This window comes from Nocardiopsis sp. NPDC007018 (genome assembly GCF_040635075.1).
Lineage (GTDB): Bacteria > Actinomycetota > Actinomycetes > Streptosporangiales > Streptosporangiaceae > Nocardiopsis.
Genome location: NZ_JBEYHA010000063.1, coordinates 1 through 18,998, shown reverse-complemented (window position 1 = coordinate 18,998; position 18,998 = coordinate 1). Strand labels below are relative to the sequence as shown.

The window sequence follows — 18,998 nt, the reverse complement described above, 5'->3', positions numbered from 1 at the left end:
CCCCCCCCGGGGCGGCGCCGACGGGGCCTCCCGGTCCGCCCGCTGACGGCTTCTACCGGATCGTCGGCAACTTCGTGGCGCCGTGTCGGGTGACCTCCCCACCTGGTGGCATCCTGAACGGATGAACCAGCCACTCACCATCGAACAGATCCGCCGGGCGCCCAAGGTGCTCCTCCACGACCACCTCGACGGCGGGCTGCGCCCGTCCACGGTGGTCGAGCTCGCGCGGGAGGCGGGCTACCGGGACCTGCCCACCTACGACCCCGCCGAGCTGGGGCGTTGGTTCCGTGACGCGTCGGACTCCGGGTCGCTGGAGCTCTACCTGGAGACCTTCGCCCACACCACGGCGGTCATGCAGAGCCGCGACGCCCTGGTGAGGGTGGCGGCGGAGGCGGCCGAGGACCTGGCCGCAGACGGCGTGGTCTACGCCGAGCAGAGGTACGCCCCCGAGCAGCACCTGGAGGGCGGGCTCACCCTGGAGGAGGTCGTGGAGGCCGTCCAGGAGGGGCTCGAACTGGGGCAGAAGCGCGCCGCCGACGCGGGTCGGAGCATCCGCACCGGCCAGCTGGTGACCGCCATGCGCCACGCGGCCCGTTCGTCGGAGATCGCGGAGCTGGCGGTGCGCTACCGCGACGCCGGGGTCAGCGGCTTCGACATCGCGGGCGCCGAGGCGGGCAACCCGCCCACCCGCCACCTGGACGCCTTCGAGTACCTGCGCCGGGAGAACTTCCACTTCACCATCCACGCGGGTGAGGCGTTCGGGCTGCCCTCCATCTGGGAGGCGCTCCAGTGGTGCGGCTGTGACCGGCTCGGCCACGGCGTGCGCATCATCGACGACATCACCTCCAACGAGAGCGGTGTCCCGGTGCTCGGGCGCCTGGCCCAGTACGTGAGGGACAAGCGCGTGCCGCTGGAGATGTGCCCGAGCTCCAACGTGCAGACCGGCGCGGCCGACTCCATCGCGGACCACCCGATCGGCCTCCTGCGCGACCTGCGCTTCCGGGTCACGGTCAACACGGACAACCGCCTCCAGAGCGGGGTCACCCTGTCGGAGGAGTTCGCCAAGCTGAGCGAGGCCTTCGGCTACGACTGGGACGACCTCCAGTGGTTCACGGTGAACGCCATGAAGTCGGCCTTCCTGCCGTTCGACGAGCGCCTGGCGCTGATCAACGGGACCATCAAGCCGGGCTTCGCGCAGCTGAAGTGGGCGACGCACTGATGGCCCGTTCGGCCGGGGACACGACCACGCACTACTCCACGTCCTCCCGGGTGATGGCGGTCGCGTGGGTGGTCGTGGCGGTCCTGTTGCTGCTGGACCTGGTGCTGCGCGGCCAGGACCGGATGGCGTGGATCGCCGGGGCCGTCCTGGTGTTCAGCGTCGCCGCGGTCTACACGGCCTGGCTGCGCCCCCGGGTGGTCTCCACCGAACGCGGCATCCGGATGGTCAACCCCCTGCGGGAGACCTTCGTGCCGTGGGCGGCCGTGCTGTGGGTGGACGTGGTGGACGTGTTGCGGGTGCACACCCCGGACGGGGTCTACCGGTCCTGGCCGTTGCGCGAGACGAAGCGGGCGAGGGTGCGGGAGAACATGCGCCGGGAGTCGGGCTACCTGGACCCCGACGACGACAAGGACCCGGAGCGGATGCGCCCGGTGGACCTGGTCGCCCGTGAGCTGCGCCGGGACGCCGAGCGGTACAAGGCGCGTCCGCTGAGCGGCCCCATCCGCGAGGTCGACGAGGAGGGTCCGGCCGCGCTGGGAGCCGAGGAGCACCCGCAGACCATGGTGCCGGTCGAGGTCATCGTGGTCCTGGGCGTGCCGCTGCTCCTGCTGGTCGCGGTGCTGTTCCTGGCGTGAACCCGCGCCGGGCGCGGGGTTGACGCGACCCCCACGATTCTGGTTAGGTTAGGCATGCCTAAGGGGAAACGTTCCGGGTGGGCGGGCTTCGCGCGGATGGCCACCCACCCGGACCTCTCCCCAGGGCGACGCGCGCGGTTCAACTGAATATCGGGAAGAGAAGGTGCCGCCAGCGCCAGTCCAACGGGGTCTGCGGGGACTCCGGGCGCGGTGCGGCACCGGGGAAAGCACCGCCTCCGACCGGGTCCACGGCCGGTACCGTCCATCCCAGGCCTCGGGATGTACGCTCGCCACGCCGGTACCGACCGCCCGGACCCGGTCGGAGGTGCCCCAGCACACGTGCCTTCGGGCACGGAGAAGCCCGGCCTCGGCCGGGCTTCGTGCTGTTCGCGCCGGTCTTTCGCGCCGGTCCGTCGGTGCGGCCCCGGCCGCGTCCCGTTCCCTCAGGCCGCGTCGACCACGCGGTGGAGCAGCTCGCCGAGACGGCGGGCCCGATGTTCGACGACCTCCAACGCGCGCTCCTGCTCGAAGGGGTCCAGCACCGCGCCCACGGCGTCGTTGCTGACGATCGACAGCCCCAGCACCTCGGCGCCCATCTCCACCGCGGCGATCGCCTCCAGGGCGATCGACCGCCCCACCACGTCGGCGCCCGCCTGGCGCAGCACCTTCAGCTCCGACGGGGTCTGGAGCTGTGGACCGGTCGTGGACACGTACACGCCCTCGGCCAGCGTCACGTCCACCTCGTGGATGATCGCCCGCAGCCGCTCGCTGTAGGTCCGGGTCAGGTCGACGAAGTCCGGACCGGCCAGCGGCGAGGTCGCGGTGAGGTTCACGTGGTCGCGCAGGACCACCGGCTGACCCGGCTGGAAGTCGGTGCGCAGGGACCCGGCCGAACCGGTGAGCACCGCGACCCGGGCGCCGGCGGCGATCCCGGTGCGCACGGCGTGCACGGCCGTCATCGGGCCCCAGCCCTCGTACAGGTGGACGCGTCCCACGAACACGACCACGCGCTTGTCGCCCACCCACATGCTGCGGACCCGCCCGCTGTGCCCCTCCGCCGTGGGCCGAACGAATCCGGGCAGTTCGGTCGCGTCGATCTCGATGTCGGGCGTGCCCAGCGCGTCCGCGGCGCCCGCCCAGCCGGAGCCGAGCACCACCAGTGCGTCGAAGCTGTCGGCGCCGGCGCGGGCCAACAGCTCCTTTGCCGCGGAGTCCGCCAGTTGCTTCGCCTCGCCCGTGGTCCGGGGCGGCTGCTCTGATTCGCTCACAAGTCGGATACTACCGCTCTGTAGTCAGTTGATCCCGGACCGCAACGCTGGGTGGCCGTAGGGCGGAATGTACGTGTCACCGCCGGTGCGCCGGGCACCCCGGCCCACGTGTCCTTCGTCGCATTCTCGGAGCCCGGGAGGGGTCCCGACGGGCCCCGCACCCCGCCCGGCCACCCACTGACCGGGGGCGGCTGCGGTCATCGACACCCGGCATGGCGGACAATGGACGTAAGCGAGAGAACCAGGTGGTCGCCCCGCCGTGTCCCGACACCGCCCCGGACCGGGTACGGCAGGGCCGCACCGCCCATAGAGGGAGTGAAGCAGCGTGACGAAGGTCGTGATCATCGGTGGCGGGCCCGGGGGCTATGAGCCGGCGTTGGTCGCCGCGCAGTTGGGCGCGGACGTGACCGTGGTGGAGCGCGACGGGATCGGCGGCTCCTGCGTCCTCACCGACTGCGTCCCCTCCAAGAGCCTGATCGCCACGTCCACCCGCACCACGTACGTACGCGAGTCCGCCAGCCTGGGTATCCACATCCCGGAGACCGAGGACCACAAGGAGGCCGTCCGGGTCGACATCGACCAGATCAACGGGCGGATCAAGCGCCTGGCCCAGGCACAGTCCGACGACACCCGCGCCCGCCTGGTCAAGGAGGGCGTCGAGGTCGTCATCGGTGAGGCCCGACTGGTCGACCCGCACATCGTCGCCGTGGGGGAGCGCCGCATCCGCGCGGACGTCGTGCTCATCGCCACCGGCGCCCACCCCCGCGAACTGCCCACCGCCAAACCGGACGGCGAGCGCATCCTGACCTGGCGCCACCTCTACGACCTGGAGGAGCTCCCGGAGAAGCTCATCGTGGTCGGCTCCGGCGTCACCGGCGCCGAGTTCGCCAGCGCCTACCAGGCCCTGGGTTCGGACGTCACCCTGGTGTCCTCCCGTGAGCTCGTCATGCCCACGCAGGACTCCGACGCCGCGGAGGTGCTGGAGGAGGTGTTCATGCGGCGCGGCATGACGGTGCTCAGCCAGACCCGCGCCGAGTCGGTCGTGCGCACCGAGGACGGCGTCCGGGTGACCCTGTCCGACGGCCGCACCGTCGACGGCAGCCACTGCCTGATGACCGTCGGCATGATCCCCAACACCGAGGGCCTGGGCCTGGAGGAGGCCGGGGTCCGCCTCAACAAGGGCGGGTTCGTCGAGGTCGACCGGGTCTCCCGGACCACCGTGCCCGGCGTCTACGCGGCGGGCGACTGCACCGGCGTGAACATGCTGGCCTCCGTCGCCGCCATGCAGGGCCGCATCGCCATGTGGCACGCGCTCGGCGAGGCCGTGTCCCCGCTCCAGCTGTCCACCGTCGCCTCCACCGTGTTCACCCACCCCGAGCTGGCGGCGGTCGGCGCCAGCGAGGACGACGTGCGCAGCGGCCGGATCGACGGCCGCACGGTCACCCTGCCGCTGAACACCAACCCGCGCGCCAAGATGAACCAGGTCAAGGACGGCTTCGTCAAGCTCATCTGCCGTCAGCACACCGGGATCGTGCTCGGCGGCGTCATCGTCGGCCCGCGCGCCAGCGAGCTCATCCTCGGTGTGTCCATCGCCGTGCAGCAGCGCCTGACGGTCGACGACATCGCGCACACCTTCTCCGTGTACCCGTCGCTGTCGGGCAGCGTCACCGAGGCCGCCCGCTCCCTCATGCTGGCCTCCCCGGAGTAGAGGGCCCGGCCGCAGACCGGGCCGCCCGCCGTGTGGGTACGTGGGGCACACGGCGGGCCCGTCTCCTTACCCGTCCTTGACAGCGCCCGGAATACCGTTCCGGGGTGATCTGTCCGAAGTGCCAAAGCCAGATGCGTACCTACGACCGCCAGGGCGTCCACATCGACCGGTGTGACGGCTGCCAGGGGATCTTCCTGGACCGGGGCGAGCTGGAGCGCGTGGTCTCCGCCGAACAGCGCCACTACGGCGCCGTTCCGCCCGACCCGCAGGCGCCCCCGCCCCACCCCGGCCACCACCCCGGCCAGCGCCGCGCCTACCCCGACTCCCCGCGCGGCTACGGCGGCCACGGAGGCTACTCCGACTCGCCGCCCGCCTACCGGGGCTACAACGACTCGCCCCGCCCCTACCGGCGCCGCCGCAAGAGCTTCCTCGAACAGCTCTTCGACTGACCTCTGGAGTGAGGGCCGTGCACCCGCTCATCTGTACACACTGCGGGGAGTGGGACGGGCGACCGGACACGGGAGCGGGGGAGCACGTGCTCCGCTGCGCCTCGTGCGGGCTGACCCGCCCCTTCCTGCGGCTGCCGCTCCTGTGCGTCACGGGACCCAGCGGCACCGGGAAGTCCACCGTGGCGCGCGAACTCCTGGCGCGCCTGGCGGACCGCTTCGTGGTGCTCGAACAGGACCTGCTCTGGGTGGGCGGCCTGCGCGACCCCGCCGACGACCACCGCCTGTTCCGCTCGACCTGGCTGCGCACCGCCGCCATGGTGCAGCAGAGCGGGCGGCCCGTCGTGCTCTGCGGGACGGTGGCCCCGCCCGAACTGGAGCACCTGCCCGAACGCGCCCTCTTCTCGGGAACCCACTACCTGGCGCTCACCTGCGACCCGGACGTGCTCGCCGAACGCCTGCGCGGGCGCCCCGGGTGGCGCGGATGGGACGAGGCCCGCATCGCCGAGACCCTCGACCACCAGGACTGGCTCACCGCCGAGGCCGGGCGGCTGCTGCCGCCCGTCACCCTGCTCGACACCACCGCCACCGCGCCGCCCGAGACCGCCGAGGCGGTCCGGCGCTGGGCGGAGGGCGTCCACCCCGGCCCGGCCACCCCGGCGCCGTCCCTCAGCGGTCCTTGAAGTACCGGAACAGGTGCTCCTCACGCACCCGGCACACGGCCGCCACCGCCCCGGCCAGCGCCGCGGCCCCCGCCGCCACGGCCGTCGGGGCGCTCACCGCGAGGGTCTCCCAGGGGTCGGCCGGGTTGCCCAGCCGCACCGCGACCGCCAGGGCGCACCCCACCAGGAGCAGACCGGCGACCGCCCACAGCAGCGTCTCCAGGGAGGTCTGCACGAGCAGGGCCCGGCGCGACACCCCCACGTGCAGTGCCGACGCCAGCTCCAGGCGCCGTAGCCGCACCGCCGTGAACCCGAGCACGAACCCGACCAGCACGGCGGCGGGCGCGGCGAACCGCGTGGTCCGCTCCGCGAAGGCGGCCGCCCCGTCGAACCCGGCTCCCAACGTCGTGTTCAACTGGCCCACGTTGACCGACGCCGCCGGGTCCGCTCCCGTGCGCACCGCCCACATGAGCAGCTCGTCCGCGCGGTCCGTGGGCGGGCGGGTGTCGGCCCAGCACTCGGAGTAGGTCCCCTCCGCCCGTTCTGGCACCAGCACGGCGTAGCGCAGCCGCGAGTCGCGGCCGTCGTCGGGATAGGGGAACACCCCGGCCACCGTCATGGGTCCGGCGTCGGTACCGAACTCCTGGCCGGGCCCCACACCGAGGAGTTCGGCGGTGTACTCCGACACCCACACCCCGGCGGCCGACTCCGCGCGGGTCCCCAGCACCCCCGCCATGCCGGTCGTCACCTCGTAGACCGGGACGGGGTTGTCGGGCATCACGGCGAGGGTCAGGGCGGTCCCCTCGGACAGGGCGCCCGACGCGCTGACACCCGGAACCCCGGCCAGGGCCTCGCACGGGACGCCGTCCACGGAGTCCTCGGTGGTGAGCACCCGCACGGAGGCCCCCGCCGCGACATAGGCGGCGGCGTCCCGGTGCAGGTCCACCACGGAGCGGGCGTCCGCCACGGCCAGGGCGCCCACCGCCGCCGCGAGCGCCAGGGCGTAGGGAGCGGCGCGGGCGGTCCCCGAGCGCACGTTGCGCCACACCTCCACGAGCAGGTCAGAGGGCCTCACCGCGCACCACCCCCAGAGCAGCGGAGTGCAGGTCGATGACGTCCGTGCACGCCGCACGCGTGTGCGGGTCGTGGGTGGCGATCACCACGATCGCGCCCGCCCCGGCGATCCCGCCCAGGGTCGCGTTGACCGTCTCGGCGGTGCGCGGGTCCAGCTGCGCGGTGGGCTCGTCCACCAACAGCAGGTCGGGCGCCGAACACACCGCCCGGGAGAGCATCAGGCGCTGGGCCTCACCTCCCGACAGCTGGCGGAACGGCCGGTCGGCCACCTCGGTCAGGCGGAAGTCCGCCATCACCGCGCGAGCGCGCTCCTCGGCCTCGGCGCGCGCGGTCCCCCGGGCCAGGAGCGGCAGGACCACGTGGTCCAGCGCGGTGCGTCCCGGAACCCCGTGCGGATTCTGGAACACCCACCCCGTACGCTCCACACCCGTGGCGCGTACCTGCCCGCCGGTCGGCTCCACCCAGCCCGCGAGGATCGACAACAGGGTGGACTTGCCGCAGCCCGAGGGGCCGCACAGGCCGGTGATCCGCCCCGGCCGCAGCTCGAAGGAGAGGTCCTCGAAGAGCACCGGGTGGCCCGGGAAGGCGTGCGAGAGGCCGCTGACGACCACCGAGGCGCTCACACGCCCTCCCCGGGGCAGTCGGTGGCGCTCTGGGCGGGCCCCAGGTCCACCCGGTCCGGCAGGTCGCCGTCGGCGGCGGGTACCACCACCGCGCCGCCCAACGACGAGCCGACCACCCGCACCGCGTACAGGGTGCCGCCGGACTCCAGACAGCTCGCACCCTCGGCGGTCCCCACCAGGGAGCCCGGGGGAACGGTGAACGCGTCGACCGCCTCGGCCAGCTCCAGGGAACCGTTGACCGGCTCCTCCTCGCCCTGTTGGGCGCTCCGCACGGCGGGTGTGCCCGCCAGCTCGCGGAGGAACTCCGCGTCGTCGACGAGGCCGTCCTCGTCCACGGGGCCGGTCACTCCGGCAACGGTCAGCAACCGGTCGCCGGTGAGGGGCGACTCGGGCACCGACTCCAGCTGGGCGGACTCCAGCACACCGGGCACCTCGGCGTAGGCCCCGCCCGCGCTCACCGAGGAGCCCGGCTGGACGGCACAGGAGTCCACGGCCACCTCGGAGGACGGCATCCACACCACGTCCTCGCGGGACAGGCGGCCGTCCGGGTGGCGGACTCCGGCGTCCTTGAACAGCGAGCGCACCGCCCGAGCCGTCTGCCAGCCGTACACCCCGTCGACCGAGGTGGAGTAGCCCAGGCGGTCGAGCTCCTTCTGAAGGGCGCGCACGTCCGCTCCCCGGTGCCCCTGGCCCAGGTCCCGGTAGAGCGGCAGGGAGGTGGCCAGCCCGACGACCGGAGCGTCGTCCACCCGGGCCAGCACCGCGCCCGACTCCAGGGCGGCGCCGGGCACGCACGACGACGCCGTCACCGTGCCGCTCCGGCCGAAGACCAGGTCGAGCGCGGGCGCCACGTTCAGGGCGACCCGCACGTTCCGCTCGTCGGTGAACGCCTCGGCCACCACCGGAGCGGAGTCCAGTTCGGTGGCCGAGGCCAGGTCGGAGGGCGGATCTGCGGGGCGCAGCAGGAAACCGGCGGTGCCGCCGGTGGTGAGCAGGAGCAGCGCCGCCAGCAGCGTGGTCCCACTGGGTCGGATCTTCACGGAGCGTCCTCGGTGGATCGGGGTCAGTTCTCGAACGCGAACTCGACGTCGCTGAGTGCCAGGCAGTCGGCGAACTCGGGGTGCTCGGGGTCGGCCTCGCCGCTCAGGAAGCCGCCGAAGAGGTCGGCCTCGAACGCGGCCGTCGTGTAGCCCTCCTCGGCGGCGCCCTTCTCGACCAGGCAGTCCACGGCGCTCTGGTAGGTCTCCAGCTCGGACTCGTCGCCCTCGGGTTCGCCCTCGGTGACGACGTCCTCCTCCACCGCGTCCTCCGCCGAGGCACCGGGCGACTCGTCGGCGGCGGGGTCGGCGTCGTCGCCGGAGGCGGTGCAGGCGGACAGGAGGAGGGTGCCGGTGGTCAGGAGCAGGGCGGCGAGGAGCGTCGGGTTCCGTTCGGGCATGGTGTCCACCTTCGGTGTCAGGGTGTTCTGGGTCGTGGGTTCGGGAGGGATGCCCGGATGGGGCTCGCGGGTGCGGGGGGTCAGTCCGCGACGCTGATGTGGATACCGCCGGACTCCAGGCAGTCCTGGACCTCGGGGTCGGTGACGTCGAAGGGGCCGTCCTGGAAGTCGGAGTCGGAGGCCCGCTCCAGGTCCTCGTCGAAGCGCTCGGCGGTGTAGTCGGCGTCGACCACCCCGACACGCACCAGGCAGTCGGCGACGACCTCGGAGGGGTCGCGCCCGTCGGGGTTGTTGACCTGCATGTTGAACGCGGCCTCGATGCTGGCGATGGTGCCCTCGGCGCACTCGTTTCCCTGCTCGAAGTACGCCTCGGCGGCATCGTCGTCATCGGGGAGGTGCGCGGGCTCGCGCGCGTAGAGGCCGTTGGGCTGTTTGGTGTGCACCTCGTCCACACCGGCCCCCTCCATGCACTCGGCGTAGCGGCTGTGCGCTTCCTCGTAGTCCTGCTCGCTGATGCCGCCACTCTCCAGGGCGCGCTCGAACACGCCGCGCTCGAAGTCGTTCTCCGCGTCGTCGCGGAACTCCTCGAAGACGTTCATGAGTGCCGTGTTCGCGGTGTCCTCGTCGTCGTTATCCGATGCTGTGCAACCGGATAGCAGAATGAACGAAAGGGACGCGAAAAAGACAGCACGAAGGAAAGGTATGGGCGTCACTCTGGCTCCTTTCAGAAAAGGTGTATCATCGGTGTTCTGGTCGTCTTCGGGCGGCCGGTGGGGCGGGACCGAGCGAATTGCGCTCGCTCGGTCCCGCCTGTCATGCGGTGTGTGCCCTCATGGGCTGGTCAGACCGTCAACGGAGGATGTCCCAGCCGGCCTTGCGCGGCGTGGCGCCCTGCCCGCCCCGGGCCACGGCCTGGGAGCGCTGGGTCGCCCAGGCCGTCTGGACGTAGACCCTTCCGTGCTGGGCCCAGGAACGGCCCTGCTTGCAGCTGGTGGTGACGGTGCCGGCCATCGAGCGGCTGGCGCTCAGCGAGGTGTAGCCGTAGCAGGAGGCGGCTCCGACCTCTCCGCTCGCGGGAGCGGTGCTGGCGGCCGCCGGGGCGACGGCGGTGAACCCTCCGCCGAGGACGAGCAGGGAGCTGAGGAGGAGCCCCGCCGCGCGCTTGGACGCCGTCGTCCGGGTGGGGGTCCCGTTCGTTTCGGACATGCCTTGCCTTTCTCTGGAAAATGTGCGTGGTTGGTCCTGCCATTCTTTTATACGAACTTCCTCTTGAGGGGGCAAGCGGGATTTTTCGGGTCCCGGCTCCGGGTATCGCTGTCAGTTACTCAAAGATTTGTGGAATGTGGTTTCGATGTGTGCTGAAAAGGGGTCGTGGCTGGGGTTCCCGGTCTCCGGTCGAAGGTCTATTCGAAGGATGGATCATTACCGTGTGTAGTGGGTTGGCCGTATGTGGTCACGCAGAGGGATTACGTCCTCGTACTCGGACACGCTTCGTGACCGGCGCCGTCGCCGCTCCCAGGGCCACGGCCGCCGCGACCAGGCCGCCCAGGACACCCGACAGGAGTGGCCACGGGACCACCAGGGGCCACACCGGGTCGTGGAAGCCCGGTGCGAGGTTCTCACCGACCACCACGGCCGTACCGACCGCCAGCCCCGCCACCGACCCGGCCAGTACGCCGAGCACCGCGAGGACCCCGCTCCGGGCCGCGCCCAGTTGGCGGTCCGTCCGGGGGGAGGCGCCCACCACCAGGAGCGTCCGCCGCTCCGACCGGGCGTCCTCGGCGGCCAACCGGGTCGCCACCAGGCAGGCACCGACCGCCACGAGGGCGGCGAGCGCCAGCAGCGCGTGGGTCCGCCGGGCGCGCGGTGACGCGTACGGCTCCTCCACCGACAGGTCGGCAGCGGCGGCCTCGCGCACCGCGCTCCGGGCGCCCTCCACCGCCTCGGGGGAGGGGCGGCCCACAGCGGGCGCGACCAGCCCCACGGTCCGGACCTCCTGGCCGCGCTCGGCCGCGAGCGAGGGCGGGACGATCAGTCCGTACCCGGTGCCGGGCCACTCCACCGCGACGGCGTCCCGCACGAGCACGTCGGCGTCCGGGGCCGGGCCGGTCGGTTCTTCCGAGTCCTCCACGGCCGGGACTCCCTCCGCGTCGATCCCGAGACCGGCGTCCGGTCCTGGGTTCCCGGTGGTACCGCCGGGCACGTCCCCGCCGTCGTCCCCCGGGTCGCCGGTGTCCCCGACGACCGAGCCGCCGTCCTCGCCGCGCGACTCCCCGAAGGTCCACGTCCCCTCCCCGGGCGGAGCGATCTCCACCCGGGCCCCGCCGTCGGTCCACAGCCCCGCGTCACGGGTCACCACCACACGTCCGTCCGCCAGCGCGTCGGCGGCCCTCCGCGCGCCGGGCAGATCCAGCGCGCGCACCAGGGAGCCGTCGTCCACCAGCGCGTTGTCCCAGCCGCCGGTCGGCCACGACGTGCCCAGAGCGAGACCGAAGCCGTCCAACGCGCAGTTCGGTTCCCCCTGGAGCAGCCCCTCGGGCACCGGCTCCGTCCTCGTTCCCGGGGGCGGCGTCACCGCCCACTCCGGGCAGGGGCGGTTCGGGTCCGGCAACGGTCGCCACCGCCGGTCCGGAGCCAGCATCCGCACGGGGACGACCTCCTCGGCGCCCAGCTCCGCGCGCAGCGTGTCGGCCGCCGCGTCCACCCGCTCCGGGGCGGGTTCCTCCGATGCGTCGAAGCTCAGCAGGGCGGTGCCCACCGCGGCCCGGGGCGGGTGCGCCTCGACCTCCGCGGCCACCACCGAGGCCCCGGTCACCGCGACCGCGACCAGCGCGGCCACCGCCGTGGCGACCACCGTCACCGCCATGCCCGTGCGCTCCCGGTGGCGTCCCGCCTCGCGCAGGGCCAACCGGGCGACGAGCGGCAACCGACCGGCGGGCCGGGCCGCCGACACCGCCAGCGCGGGGGCCAGCGGAACCAGGCCGAGCGAGGCGACCGCCGCCCCCGGCACGTACAGGGAGGAAGCGGGGACGAGGAGGGCGGCCGCGGTCAGCGCGGCCCCCGACAGAAGGAACGGTGCCGCCCACCACACCCGGGTCCGCCGGGGCGGGGGTACCGGGCGCCCGGACAGCGCGGCCACCGGGTCCGCGCGGCCCGCGCGCACGGCGGGCGGTAGCGCGCTGGCCAGCGTCACGGCCACGCCCAGCAGCCAGAGCAGTGCGACGTCGCGCACCGGAAGCACCAGCTCGGGAAAGGTCACGTCGCCACGCGCCCGTGCCAGGGACGTGAACGCCCACACACCGCCCCAGCCCGCCGCGGCGCCCACGAGGCCCCCTGCGGAGGAGACCAGGAAGGCCTGGGCGAGCACGATCCGCCGGAGGGTCCGGGGGTCGCCTCCCTGGGCGGCCATCAGCGCCAGGTCGCGGGTGGCGCGCCGGGCCCGCACCGCTACCGCGGGCCCCACCACCAGGCCGGTCAGCAGGCACACCCCGGCCAGGGCGGAACCGAACACCCACGGGGACGGGGGGACGGACGCGGCGGGATCGGCGGGCAGCGCGACCTCCTCCGGGTCCGGCGGGTCGGCGATCACCGCGCGGCTCAGTACCGAGGAGCCGGTGGCGTTGATCTCCAGCACCGTCTCCCAGGTGACCGGGGCGTGCCCGGACACGAACCACACGGGCGAGGAGACCGGGGCGTCGAGCCGGTCGCCCTGGTCCGGCAGCCCGCCGGGGGCCAGAAGCAGGTCGGTGCGGTCGCGGGCGGCGCGGTGGACCCCGGTCACGGTCACCGTGTGCTCGTCGCCACCGGCGTCGGTGAGCACCAGGCTGTCGCCGGGGGAGAGCCCCAGCCGCAGGGCCAGGTCCGCCCCGACCGAGGCCTCCCCTGGCTCCTCGGGCGGCACGCCCTCCTCCGAGACGAACATGCCCGCCAGCTCCGGGCCGCCCGTGTCGGTCTCCAACACGGTGAGGTCTTCGGCGGAGCGCCCGGCGGACTCAGCGTCGACCGTCGCCCGGACCGCGCCGAGCAGGGACGATCCCTCGGGCAGCAGGGAGAGCAACAGCACCTCGTACTCCCCGCGTGAGGGCGCGGACTCCCCGTCCCCCTCGCTGACCGCCCGCTCGCCCTCGGGCGACTGGAGGACCCGGCCGGGAACCACCCACTCCACCCGGGCCTGGGCCGCCTCGCCCATCAGCGTGGTGGCCCGTGACTCCGCCGAAGGCGAGGAGGAGCGCACCAGGGCGTCCCCGGCCACCGCGCCGCCCACCAGCAGTGCGAGCAGCAGGGCGAGGAGCAGGGAGGCGGTGCGGTGCCGGAGGAGGTCGCGCCGGGCCAGGCGCAGCGTGGCGAGCAGCGGGGAGAGGCGATCGCGCGAGGGGAGCACTTCAGCCGTCCCCCCGACCTGACAGGAGCGTGTCCGCGCCGAGACGGCTGCCGGTCGACACGCTGATCCGACCGTCCCTGAGGAACACGGTGCGGTCGGCCCAGGCGGCGTGGCGGGGGTCGTGGGTGACGATCAGCCCGGCGGCCCCGGCGCCCACCCTGCGCCGGAGCAGGGCCATCACGTGGTCGCCGGTGCGGGTGTCCAGCGCGCCGGTGGGCTCGTCGGCCAACAGCAGCCCGCGCGGCCCGACCAGGGCGCGCGCCAGGGCCACCCGCTGGCGTTCGCCCCCGGAGAGCTGGTCGGGAAAGAGGTCGGCGTGCCGCTCCAGGTCGACCTCGGCCAGGGACTCCCGGGCCCGCTCGCGGGCGGTGCGCTGCGGGAGGCCGTCGAGTTCCAGGGGCAGGGACACGTTCTCCGCAGCGGTCAGGGAGGGCAGGAGGTTGAAGTCCTGGAACACGTAGCCGATCCTGCGGCGGCGCAGCCGGGCCCGGTCCCGGGGGCCGAGGGGGCCCAGGTCCAGTTCCCCGACCGTGACGGTGCCGGTCGTGGGGGTGTCCAGGCCGCCCGCCAGGGCGAGCAGGGTGCTCTTGCCGGAGCCGGAGGGCCCGGTCACCGCGACCAGTTCGCCGGGGTGGACCTCCAGGTCGACGTCGGCCAGGGCGCGGACCCGGGTGGGCCCCTCGCCGTAGGTGCGGCCGACCCCGCGCAGGATCAGTTCGGCCGGTCCCGCCGGGCTCATCCCAGGGCCTCCCGCTCCGGTGCGGCGCCCCGGACCCCCTCGGCGGGGGCGGGGTGCTCACCGCGCTCGGCGGCCGCCCTGACCAGCCGGGCCTCGACGTGGTCCAGCCACTGCATCTCGGCCTGGGCGGAGAAGATGAGCGCGTCCAGGACCAGGTGCCACGCCAGGTCGTCGTCCGGCCGGTCGCCGGGCCGGTCCGTTCCGGGGTCGGGCGACTTCAGCCGGGTGTAGTCCTGGAGCCCGCGCAGGGTCTCGGCGCGTTGGGTGTCCAGGACGGCGCGGACGTCCACACCGGGGGTGGTGACCGCCAGGGCGAGCTTCAGGGCGAGTTCGTCGCGCGCGGGGGCGCCTCGCCCGACCGGGGCGTGCCACCAGGAGTCCACCTCGGCGCGGCCGGTGTCGGTGAGCTCGTAGCGCTCGGGGGCGTCGGGGTCGTCGTCGCGGGCGGGGGCGACCAGACCGTCGCGTTCCAGGCGCTGGAGCGTGGTGTAGGCCTGCCCGATGTTGAGCGGCCACGTACCGGCGGTGCGGTTCTCGAACTCGGCGCGCAGCTGGTAGCCGTGCTTGGGGCCGTGGGAGAGCAGGGCCAGGAACCCTTGGCGTACGGACATGGGAGCACCTCTACTTACGGAGTAACCATTCAGAGAGTAGTTACCCGGTAAGCAGTTGGCAACCCGCTGGCCTCATCCGGACACGAAACGTGAGAACCGCGGACGTGGTGCCGGGCGGATGCGGTGCCCGGGCGGACGCGAAGCGGGGGCGGACGTGGAGCGCGAGGGACGGAGACCGCACGCACGGAGGGCCCGGGCGATCCGCCCGGGCCCTCCACCGCGTCAGTGACGCGAACGGTCAGAAGTCGAAGCCGCCGAAGTCCCCGAAGTCGCCGCCGCCGTCGAAGTCACCCCCGCCGACGTCGCCTCCGTCGCCCATATCCCCTCCGGCGTCCATCATGCCGCCGCCCATCATCGACCCCATCATGGAGCCCATCATCATGCCGGTGAACATGCCCATCATCATGTTCATGCCGAAGTAGCCGCCCGCGTAGGGCGAGTAGGCCGGACCGGCGTCGTAGTACGGACGGCGCTCCCCGTCGACCTCGACCATCCGTACGTCCGGCTGTCCGCCCGTGCGCACCGCCTGGGCGCAGACCGAACACGCGGTGACCGACCGGGGCGAGCCGCCGGGCGGCGCCCACGTGACGTCCTCGCTGGAGGGGCCGTGCTGCGGGTTGAAGAAGCAGGGACCGCGCCGCTCCGGCACCGGGTCGCCGTTCATCCGCGCCCGGGTGGCCGTCATGTAGTAGCGGCCGTCCTCCAGCGCGCTGGTGACCTGCTTGACCTGCTCCGGCTCCTGGATGGTGTCGAGCAGTGCCTTGGCCTGGTCGTAGGAGTCCATGGCCCGTGAGTAGTCCGTGCGGGTCGCGTCGTCCACCTGGGACACGTCGATCTCCAGGCGGGCCACGTCCTCGCCGAGGCGTACGACGTCCTCGGTGGCCATCTGCCGGATCTCCTCCAGCTGCTTCGCCTTCTCGGCCTCGCGCTTCTTGCGGCTGTTGTACACGTACCAGCCACCGGCCGCCACGACCAGCACGAGGATCGTGAGCAGGACCAGGCCGGAACCGCCGCCGCCACCGGCCGGGGCCTCGGCCGCGTTCTCGACGGAGTCGACCGCCCCGGGCACCGCGACCATGGCGTTGGTGGGACTGTCCGAGCCGTTCCCGGCGAGCGCGGCCTCCTTCACGGCCTGGGTGTTCTCCAGGTTCGGGGAGGTCACGAAGAAGTCGTTACTGCCGGCGAGGACGCCGTAGGCGCCGTCGCCGACCTCGGCCATGACGGGCTCCATGACCACGTTGGTCCCGGCCTCGGTCGTGGTCACCTCGCTCGACAGGACCACGTAGTAGACGGGGGTGTCCGCGTTCGCGGCGGCTGCCTCCAGAGCGGCTTCGTCGGCGCTGGGGAAGCCCTCGATGGACGGGTCGACGAACACCCCGTCCTTCTCCAGCTCCGCGACGATGTCCTGAGTCTGCGGGGGTTCGCTCGCGGTGTCGGCGGCGGCGGAACCCGCCCCGGCCGTCACCATCGCCGCCGCGAGCCCGGCGGTGAGCACTGTGGGTGTAACCAAGCGGCGCAACATGTCGATCCTCTCGCCTCCCTCACACACAGGGACGAACAGGGAACCCCCACAGTTCCCGAGGTCAGCCACCGTGTCCGGAGTCTCCCACCTCGGAGACTCCCGGAGCCGAACGCGGCGAGGCCCGCCGGGCGGAATCCGGCGGGCCTCGCGGTGACGCGGAGGAGGGTGGTGAGGGTAAGGGGTGGTGCGTTAGGACCGGGCAGCCGACTCCGCGAGGTCGGCGTCCGGCTTCTCCGAGATCGCGTCCCCCGAGGCGGCGGCGCGCTCGGCCTCCGCGCGCTCGGCGGCGATCGCGTCACCGGTCACGGTGCCCGGCAGGTCCTCCGGGACGAACCCGGTGGTACCGCGCGGGGCGTGGTAGCGGGCCACGTCGAGGATGCCCTCGCGCTTGGCGACGATCGCGGGGATGAGCGCCTGTCCGGCCACGTTCGTGGCGGTGCGGCCCATGTCCAGGATCGGGTCGACGGCCAGCAGCAGGCCCACGCCCTCCAGGGGCAGGCCCAGGGTGGACAGCGTGAGGGTCAGCATGACGGTCGCGCCGGTGGTGCCCGCCGTGGCGGCCGAACCGATCACCGAGACGAACACGATCAGCAGGTAGTCGGTGACGCCCAGGTCGAGACCGAAGAACTGGGCGACGAAGATCGCCGAGATCGCCGGGTAGATCGCGGCGCAGCCGTCCATCTTCGTGGTGGCGCCGAACGGCACCGCGAAGGCGGAGTAGTGGCGCGGAACGCCGAAGTTCTGCTCCGCGACCCGCTGCGTGACCGGCAGGGTGCCCAGCGAGGAGCGCGACACGAAACCGAGCTGCACGGCCGGCCACACACCGGTGAAGTACTTGACCGGAGAGAGGCCGTTGGCGCGGGCGACCAGCGGGTACACGACGAACAGCACCAGGGCCAGGCCCAGGTAGATCGCGACCGTGAACTGGCCGAGAGCGCCGATGGTGGTCCAGCCGTAGCTGTACACGGCGTTGCCCAGCAGACCCACGGTGCCGATCGGGGCGAGGCGGATGATCCACCACAGGGCCTTGAGCACGACCTCCAGGGTGGAGGAGGTGAACGCGATGAAGGGCTCGGCGGCCTTGCCGACCTTCACGGCGGCGATGCCCAGGACCACCGCGATCACGATCAGCTGGAGCACGTTGAACGACAGCGACGTGCTCAGCGAACCGTCGTCCGCCGCGGAGGTGCTCGCGGCCAGGCCCAAGAAGTTGGCCGGGACGATGCTCTCGATGAAGGCCAGCCAGGAACCGTTCGTGGACGGCTCGGCGGCGGTGGAGGCGTCCACGGCGCTGTTCAGGCCCGGGCGCAACGTCAGGCCGATCACGATCGCGATGGCCACCGAGACCAGCGCGGTGATCGCGAACCAGAGCAGGGTCTTCCACGCCAGCCGCGCGGCGTTGGACACGTTGCGCAGGTTGGCGATGGAGGAGATGACGGCGAGGACGATCAGCGGCGGGACGATCGTGCGCAGCAGGGCCACGAACGTCGAGCCGACGGTCTGGAGGGTGACGGCCAGCCAGTTCGGCTCGCCGTCGCCGACGGGGCCGATCTGCACCGCGACGACACCGAGCACGATGCCGAGGACGACACCGGCGAACACCTGGAGGGCGAAGGGAAAACGCAGCTTACGTCTGGGAACTGTGGTCTGCTCAGACACGGAAGGATGACTCCATGGGTGGGTGGCCGGGCACGCGCGTTCGACGTCACGGGTCGGCGAGGCGGGCTGCGGGGCTCGGCACAGGGGATGGGTGGGGCATCACCGGAAGGGGTGACCTGGAGATCACCGGAATGGTGACCGCGGAAGATCACCGGAAGGGTGACCTGGGAAGGGTGAGCGGCGCGCTGCCCGGCGGAAGGCGCGGGCTGCCCGGCGGATGGCACGGGCGCGCGTGGACCTAGCTACACGCGTGGCTGCTGAAGCGGCACAGGTCGATGTGCCACCTTCGCGTCAGTCCCCAGATGTTCGTCACAGTCGAGAACACTAACCCGGATCTCTTACCTTTTCCATACGCAAACGGACGAACTTCCCCACACGGTGGTGGTGAGCGGCCGCAAGCCCTTGCGGGGCTGGATCTTCCCGGCAGGGGACGCGACGAGGATCACGCCGGTGGGGGAGAGGGAGGGGGTGGGCGAGGTGAGGGTGCGGGGGAGAGGGAGGGGGTGTTGGGGGTTGAGGTGTTGGGGGTGGGGCGTGGTCTGTGGTTGTTGTGTGTGGGACCCTCTACGGCCAACCCGTTTATCCCTTTGGGCCTGTAGGTCCTGTGCCGCTTACTGCGTACCCCTTGTGTGCTGAGGACTCTGGTCAGGGCGGGGTGTGCGCATGGTGCTCTGCCCGGACCGCACTTGGCGGATGTGCTCTCGCGTGACACGACTGGCGGTTCAGGGCCAAGCACGGCACCGGGCCACCCCCCAGGACAACTGATGTGTTCGAGAGATGCGTGTCCCCCGGACTGGTAAAAACCCCCGCCGTCCGGGCGCCGCCTGCCGCTCTACGGCCGACCCGCTCCACTGAACCCAGCACTCACGTGCACGTCTGTACCCCGCTGTGGCTCAGGGGGTTTGCGCCGTGCGGCTTACTACCGCACATGACTGAGGTTCAAAACCCCTGGGGGTGAAGGGTTAACCTCGCCTTTGGCTGTATCCGCCGCGCCTCTGTGCCTTGGCACAGAG

17 protein-coding genes are annotated in these 18,998 nt (G+C 72.7%); 5 read left to right on the top strand and 12 right to left on the bottom strand.

The features are described 5' to 3' along the window. The first annotated feature begins 121 nt into the window (after positions 1-121). The gene (locus tag ABZ635_RS24000; RefSeq protein WP_357769116.1) at positions 122-1,219 is read left to right on the top strand and encodes an adenosine deaminase; all 1,098 of its coding nucleotides are present in this window, start codon (positions 122-124) and stop codon (positions 1,217-1,219) included. Continuing rightward, on the top strand, positions 1,219-1,854 hold the full coding sequence (locus ABZ635_RS23995) for a PH domain-containing protein (RefSeq protein WP_357769134.1): 636 nt from the start codon (positions 1,219-1,221) through the stop codon (positions 1,852-1,854). The genes ABZ635_RS24000 and ABZ635_RS23995 overlap by 1 nt, the downstream gene beginning before the upstream one ends. Before the next feature lie 443 nt (positions 1,855-2,297). On the opposite strand, the gene ABZ635_RS23990 is transcribed toward ABZ635_RS23995, so the two are convergent. Then, positions 2,298-3,122, bottom strand: a complete 825-nt coding sequence (locus tag ABZ635_RS23990) for a purine-nucleoside phosphorylase (RefSeq protein ID WP_357769114.1) — start codon at positions 3,120-3,122, stop codon at positions 2,298-2,300. 325 nt (positions 3,123-3,447) lie between these two features. On the opposite strand from ABZ635_RS23990, the gene ABZ635_RS23985 reads away from it, so the two are divergent. The 3 genes from ABZ635_RS23985 (at position 3,448) to ABZ635_RS23975 (ending at position 5,959) form a co-directional block, all read left to right on the top strand. Next, entirely contained in the window at positions 3,448-4,830 is a 1,383-nt protein-coding gene (locus ABZ635_RS23985) for an NAD(P)H-quinone dehydrogenase (RefSeq protein WP_357769112.1), read from the top strand. Positions 4,831-4,934: 104 nt separating this feature from the next. After that, positions 4,935-5,279 (top strand): zf-TFIIB domain-containing protein, encoded by a 345-nt coding sequence (locus ABZ635_RS23980; protein ID WP_357769110.1) that lies wholly within the window; start codon positions 4,935-4,937, stop codon positions 5,277-5,279. Positions 5,280-5,296: 17 nt separating this feature from the next. After that, a complete protein-coding gene (locus ABZ635_RS23975) occupies positions 5,297-5,959 on the top strand; it encodes an AAA family ATPase (protein WP_357769108.1) in 663 nt (220 codons plus the stop codon). On the opposite strand, the gene ABZ635_RS23970 is transcribed toward ABZ635_RS23975, so the two are convergent. The 11 genes from ABZ635_RS23970 to ABZ635_RS23920 all read right to left on the bottom strand — a co-directional run bounded on the left by ABZ635_RS23970 (position 5,946) and on the right by ABZ635_RS23920 (position 17,985). Next, complete coding sequence (locus ABZ635_RS23970) at positions 5,946-7,013, bottom strand: hypothetical protein (RefSeq protein WP_357769106.1); 1,068 nt, start codon at positions 7,011-7,013, stop codon at positions 5,946-5,948. The genes ABZ635_RS23975 and ABZ635_RS23970 overlap by 14 nt on opposite strands. Beyond that, positions 7,000-7,635 (bottom strand): ATP-binding cassette domain-containing protein, encoded by a 636-nt coding sequence (locus ABZ635_RS23965; protein WP_357769104.1) that lies wholly within the window; start codon positions 7,633-7,635, stop codon positions 7,000-7,002. The genes ABZ635_RS23970 and ABZ635_RS23965 overlap by 14 nt, the downstream gene beginning before the upstream one ends. Beyond that, positions 7,632-8,675 carry a peptidoglycan-binding domain-containing protein gene (locus ABZ635_RS23960; protein ID WP_357769102.1) on the bottom strand — a complete coding sequence of 348 codons (1,044 nt, stop codon included), beginning with the start codon at positions 8,673-8,675 and terminating at the stop codon, positions 7,632-7,634. Before ABZ635_RS23960 ends, ABZ635_RS23965 begins: the two co-directional genes overlap by 4 nt. A gap of 23 nt (positions 8,676-8,698) precedes the next feature. Further along, positions 8,699-9,073 carry a hypothetical protein gene (locus tag ABZ635_RS23955; RefSeq protein WP_357769100.1) on the bottom strand — a complete coding sequence of 125 codons (375 nt, stop codon included), beginning with the start codon at positions 9,071-9,073 and terminating at the stop codon, positions 8,699-8,701. Positions 9,074-9,153: 80 nt separating this feature from the next. Further along, entirely contained in the window at positions 9,154-9,672 is a 519-nt protein-coding gene (locus ABZ635_RS23950) for a hypothetical protein (protein WP_357769098.1), read from the bottom strand. A 250-nt stretch (positions 9,673-9,922) separates the two neighbouring features. Further along, positions 9,923-10,279, bottom strand: coding sequence for a hypothetical protein (locus tag ABZ635_RS23945; RefSeq protein ID WP_357769096.1), 357 nt, complete (start codon positions 10,277-10,279; stop codon positions 9,923-9,925). A gap of 247 nt (positions 10,280-10,526) precedes the next feature. Then, complete coding sequence (locus ABZ635_RS23940) at positions 10,527-13,454, bottom strand: FtsX-like permease family protein (RefSeq protein WP_357769094.1); 2,928 nt, start codon at positions 13,452-13,454, stop codon at positions 10,527-10,529. Position 13,455: 1 nt separating this feature from the next. Next, entirely contained in the window at positions 13,456-14,193 is a 738-nt protein-coding gene (locus ABZ635_RS23935) for an ABC transporter ATP-binding protein (protein WP_357769092.1), read from the bottom strand. Next, positions 14,190-14,804: a PadR family transcriptional regulator gene (locus ABZ635_RS23930; RefSeq protein ID WP_357769090.1), complete on the bottom strand. Its 615-nt coding sequence runs from the start codon at positions 14,802-14,804 to the stop codon at positions 14,190-14,192. The genes ABZ635_RS23935 and ABZ635_RS23930 overlap by 4 nt, the downstream gene beginning before the upstream one ends. 238 nt (positions 14,805-15,042) lie before the next feature. Further along, positions 15,043-16,299, bottom strand: coding sequence for a chemotaxis protein CheA (locus ABZ635_RS23925; RefSeq protein ID WP_357769133.1), 1,257 nt, complete (start codon positions 16,297-16,299; stop codon positions 15,043-15,045). 216 nt (positions 16,300-16,515) lie between these two features. Then, positions 16,516-17,985 (bottom strand): dicarboxylate/amino acid:cation symporter, encoded by a 1,470-nt coding sequence (locus tag ABZ635_RS23920; protein WP_357769088.1) that lies wholly within the window; start codon positions 17,983-17,985, stop codon positions 16,516-16,518. Positions 17,986-18,998: the final 1,013 nt, after the last annotated feature.